At 47.4% G+C, this 4,046-nt stretch carries 3 protein-coding genes; all 3 read left to right on the top strand.

Annotation, left to right across the window (positions count from 1 at the left end; genetic code table 11):
- Positions 1–98 precede the first annotated feature (98 nt).
- Genes sdhA through sdhE form a run of 3 tightly spaced genes read left to right on the top strand, consistent with a single transcriptional unit; the run spans position 99 to position 3,777 of the window.
- On the top strand, positions 99–1,943 hold the full coding sequence (gene sdhA, locus QZ147_RS08575) for an 8-methylmenaquinol:fumarate reductase flavoprotein subunit (protein ID WP_295149339.1): 1,845 nt from the start codon (positions 99–101) through the stop codon (positions 1,941–1,943).
- Complete coding sequence (gene sdhB, locus QZ147_RS08570; RefSeq protein ID WP_295149338.1) at positions 1,940–2,908, top strand: 8-methylmenaquinol:fumarate reductase iron-sulfur subunit; 969 nt, start codon at positions 1,940–1,942, stop codon at positions 2,906–2,908. Before sdhA ends, sdhB begins: the two co-directional genes overlap by 4 nt.
- Complete coding sequence (sdhE, locus tag QZ147_RS08565) at positions 2,905–3,777, top strand: 8-methylmenaquinol:fumarate reductase membrane anchor subunit (protein WP_295149335.1); 873 nt, start codon at positions 2,905–2,907, stop codon at positions 3,775–3,777. The genes sdhB and sdhE overlap by 4 nt, the downstream gene beginning before the upstream one ends.
- Positions 3,778–4,046: the final 269 nt, after the last annotated feature.

Below are 4,046 nucleotides of genomic sequence, written 5' to 3'. Positions count from 1 at the left end.
ATAAAATATAAGTTTAAATTAATATTTGCTCGGTAATGGTGCGGTTTTACCGCTAGATCGTAACGAATTGCTTATTTCAATATCTCAAAGGAAATACGATGAGCGAACAAAATTTCAACAGACGCGACTTCTTGCAAAGCGCCTGTATCGGTGTCGGAGCGCTGTCGCTAGCCGGCGGCGGAACGCAAATTTTAGCCGACGATACCAAAGACGGCGGAAACAAAAACGGTTTACCGTCCGTAGATATGCTAATTATTGGCTCAGGCGGCGCGGGACTTCGCGCGGCGGTCGCAGCTAAAAAAGCAAACCCGAACGTCAGCGTAGTCGTCGCCACTAAAATGATGCCTTCCCGAAACGCTACCTGTATGGCGGAAGGCGGTATAAACGGCGTCACGGATTTTAAAAACGGCGATTCGCAGAAGCTTCACGCATACGACACGATTAAAGGCGGCGCGTATTTGGTAGATCAAGACGCAGCGCAAAAATTTTGCGAGCTAGCTACCGAAGCGATCCACGAAATGGACTACATCGGCGCGCTGTTTTCAAGGACCGACAACAGCGACGTAGCGCAAAGGTTTATGGGCGGCGCGTCTAAAAAACGCTGTAATTACGCGGCGGACAAAACCGGCCACATCATGATGCACGCAGCGTTTGACGAAGCGGTTACCAACGGGATTAAATTTCTAACCGATCACGAGCTGCTAGACATCGGCGTAAACGACGGCAAATGCGAAGGAGCCGTGCTTCGCAATATTCAAACTGGCGATATTTTCCCGGTACTTTGCAAATCGCTAGTCATCGCCAGCGGCGGATATACGAGAATTTTTTATAACCGCACTTCCGTACCGTTTATCTCGACCGGAGACGGCGTAGCGGCGGCGCTCCGCGCAGGTCTGGGCTTTGAAGATCCCGAAATGTTGCAGTTTCACCCGACGGGAGTACAAAACGGCGGCTCGCTAATTACCGAAGCGGCTCGCGGCGAAGGCGGATATTTGCTAAATAACAAAGGCGAGCGCTTCATGAAAAACTATCACGAAAAAATGGAGCTTGCCCCGCGCGACGTCGTAGCCCGCGCTATCGAGACCGAAATTCGCGAAGGACGAGGCTTTGGTGAAGGGCTTAGCGCATACGTGCTTTGCGACGTCCGTCACCTAGGTAAAGAAAAAATCATGAAGTCGCTGCCTAAAATTCGCCATACCGCGATGTTATTTCAAAACATCGACCTAATCGAGCAACCCGTACCTATTAGGCCGACGGCGCACTACTCTATGGGCGGCATAGAAGTGGCCAAATTCGACGATATGAGCACGAAAATTCCGGGGATTTACACCGCGGGCGAGGCTTCGTGCGTATCTATCCACGGCGCGAACCGCTTAGGCGGAAACAGCCTAACCGACGCGGTGGTAACGGGCAAGCTAGCGGGTATCGGCGCTTCAAACTACGCAAAAGAGGCAAAATTCCAAAGCGGCGATAAAACTAGCGAACTAGCTCGCAAATGGCAAACGAAATTTAAAGAAGTAGTAAGCAAAGAAGCTAAACCTAGCGAAATGTACGAGCTACGCGAAGAGCTCGGCGCGCAAAATTGGGATAATATGGGAATTTTTAGAACCGGCGAAAAGCTTGATCTGCTAGCTAAAAATTTAGAAAACATCCAAGCCCGCTACGACAAACTAAAAGTGCCAAACGTTAATCCGGTTTACAATACGTCCTTGACCGATTATTACGAGCTCGGCAATCTAATCTTATTATCTCGCTGCGCTTGCCTAGCCGCCCAAAAACGTCTAGAAAGCCGTGGCGCCCATACCCGCGAGGACTATCCTAAACGCGACGATGCGAATTTCTTAAAACACAGCATCGTAACGATGAAAGACGGAAATTTAGAGCTTAGCTACAAAGACGTAGTCGTAACGAATTTTTCGCTTGACGGAAGGAAACCAGAATGAAATTTATAATAAAGCGCTTTGACGGAAGCAAAGAATACGAAAAAACATACGAGTTGCCAAAAGAAGCGGTAGACGGACAGACGCTCCTCTCGGCGCTAATTTATATTAAGCAAAATTTAGACGCTACGCTAAATTTTACCGCTTCTTGCCGCGCGGCTATCTGCGGCGCGTGCGCCGTGCGCGTAAACGGACATTCGTATCTAGCGTGCGATACTAAAATGAGCGAACTGCTTAAAGAATACGATAATCCGGAGTCTATCACGATCTCCGCGCTTGCGAATTTTAGAGTAATTAGCGACCTAGTCGTAGACTGGGAGCCTAGCATCGAAAATTTACGTAAAATCAAGCCGACGATTACTCCCAAAGATAGCTTCTCTCCGCAAGACGGCTGTAAACAAAGCGTGGCGGAATTCGATAAAATTTCTAAGCAATGGGACTGCATTTTGTGCGGTTGCTGCGCATCCGAGTGCAATAAGCTAACCGCCGATGCGAGCGATTATATGGAACCGTTCGTATTTACGCACGCTCACCGCGCGGCATTCGACTCTCGCAGTAAAGATCCGCTAATCCACCTAAAACCGGCTATCGATAACGGACTATGGAACTGCGTACACTGCCAAGAATGCGCCGACCGCTGCCCAAAAGGCATAAGCGCGGCGGACGATATTTCGGCTTTAAGCGTAATGGCTATGAATAAAGGCTTTAACGACGGACTAGGGCCGGATCACGCAGAGGCATTCTTGCTCGACCTAGTAGAGGGCGACGGAAGGCTAAACGAGATCAAATTAGCGCTAAGGAGCGAAGGCGTAATCAAAAATATCGGCAAAATGGACATCGCGGCTAATTTGATGTTTGCCGGTAAAATGAATCCGCTCCATATTTTCGGCGGCGAGGAAATCGAAGGACACGATGAATTAGTAAAAATGATAGAAGCGGCGCGCGCTGCGGAAAGTGAGACAAAATGAGCGCTAATAACGAATTTGCGTTTTTCCCTGGCTGCGTTCTAAGCCAAGCGGCGAAAGAATCAAAAATGAGTTTAGAGGCTATCGCTCCGATTTTGGGCATTACGTTGCGCGAAATTCCGGGCTGGTCTTGCTGCGGCGCGTCTCAGGCGCAAAACGTAGACCCGCTAGCCACTCTCGTAGCGAACGCCAGAAATATCGCACTAGCAGAGAAGATGAACCTGCCGCTTCTAACTACGTGCAGTACCTGTATGCTAACGCTAACCAGAGCCAAAAGCACGCTTGATAAGGGTGCGAAAGATAGGATTAACAACTATCTTGCAAAAGGCAATATGAAATATGAAGGGAACACGGAGATAACAAGCCTTCTTTGGGTGCTTTATCAAAACGTGGAGACGCTAAAAACAAAGGTAACCAAACCGCTTAAAGGGCTAAAAGTCGCGCTATTTTACGGCTGCCACAGTCTGCGCCCCGAAAAAGCCTACGGAAACAAGGAAAGCTCGACTAATCCAAAAAGCTTTGAAACCGTCGTGCAAGCTCTGGGCGCTACAATCGTGCCTTTTGAAAAGAGGCTTGATTGCTGCGGATTTCACGCAAGCTATCCTGCGGTAAAATCGGTGCAAAAAATGTCTAGCGAAATAGTAGGCAACGCCGATCAAAACGGTGCGGACGTCGTAGTTACGCCTTGCCCGCTATGTCAAATGCAGCTTGATATTTATCAAGAAAGGTATCAAGACGCGAATAATTCGGATATTAGAAAACCTATCATCCACCTATCCCAGCTAGTAGGCCTCGCGCTCGGACTTGACAACGAAGCTTTGGGGCTTGATATTAACATTATCGATGCGACGAAGCTGATAGAAAAAGCGTAGTCGTTAAATTTTGCGGGAAATTCTCCCGCAAAATTTCTTATTATTTTAAAAATTTTTGATTTTTATCTGGTGGAGACGAGGCGCACCGAATTTTACTTTTTAAATGCGTATTTATCGTGATTTTATCGTATAAAAATATTTTTACACTCGCCGCACACTCTATTTTTTTACTTTTAAGTTTGTTGGTCTTAAAAATTTTGCAATGAAAAGTTTAGTTTTCAATACAAAATAAAGATAATGCCCTATTTTATGGCTTTTGCGGTTTAAGC

This window comes from uncultured Campylobacter sp. (assembly GCF_905371695.1).
GTDB lineage: Bacteria > Campylobacterota > Campylobacteria > Campylobacterales > Campylobacteraceae > Campylobacter_A.
This window is presented reverse-complemented; position numbering and strand designations above follow the sequence as displayed.

Bases quoted from the DNA above. Each gene is read 5' to 3' on its own strand.
- sdhB (WP_295149338.1), top strand. From the start codon at position 1,940: ATGAAATTTATAATAAAGCGCTTTGACGGAAGCAAAGAATACGAAAAA.
- sdhA (WP_295149339.1), top strand. From the start codon at position 99: ATGAGCGAACAAAATTTCAACAGACGCGACTTCTTGCAAAGCGCCTGT.
- sdhE (WP_295149335.1), top strand. From the start codon at position 2,905: ATGAGCGCTAATAACGAATTTGCGTTTTTCCCTGGCTGCGTTCTAAGC.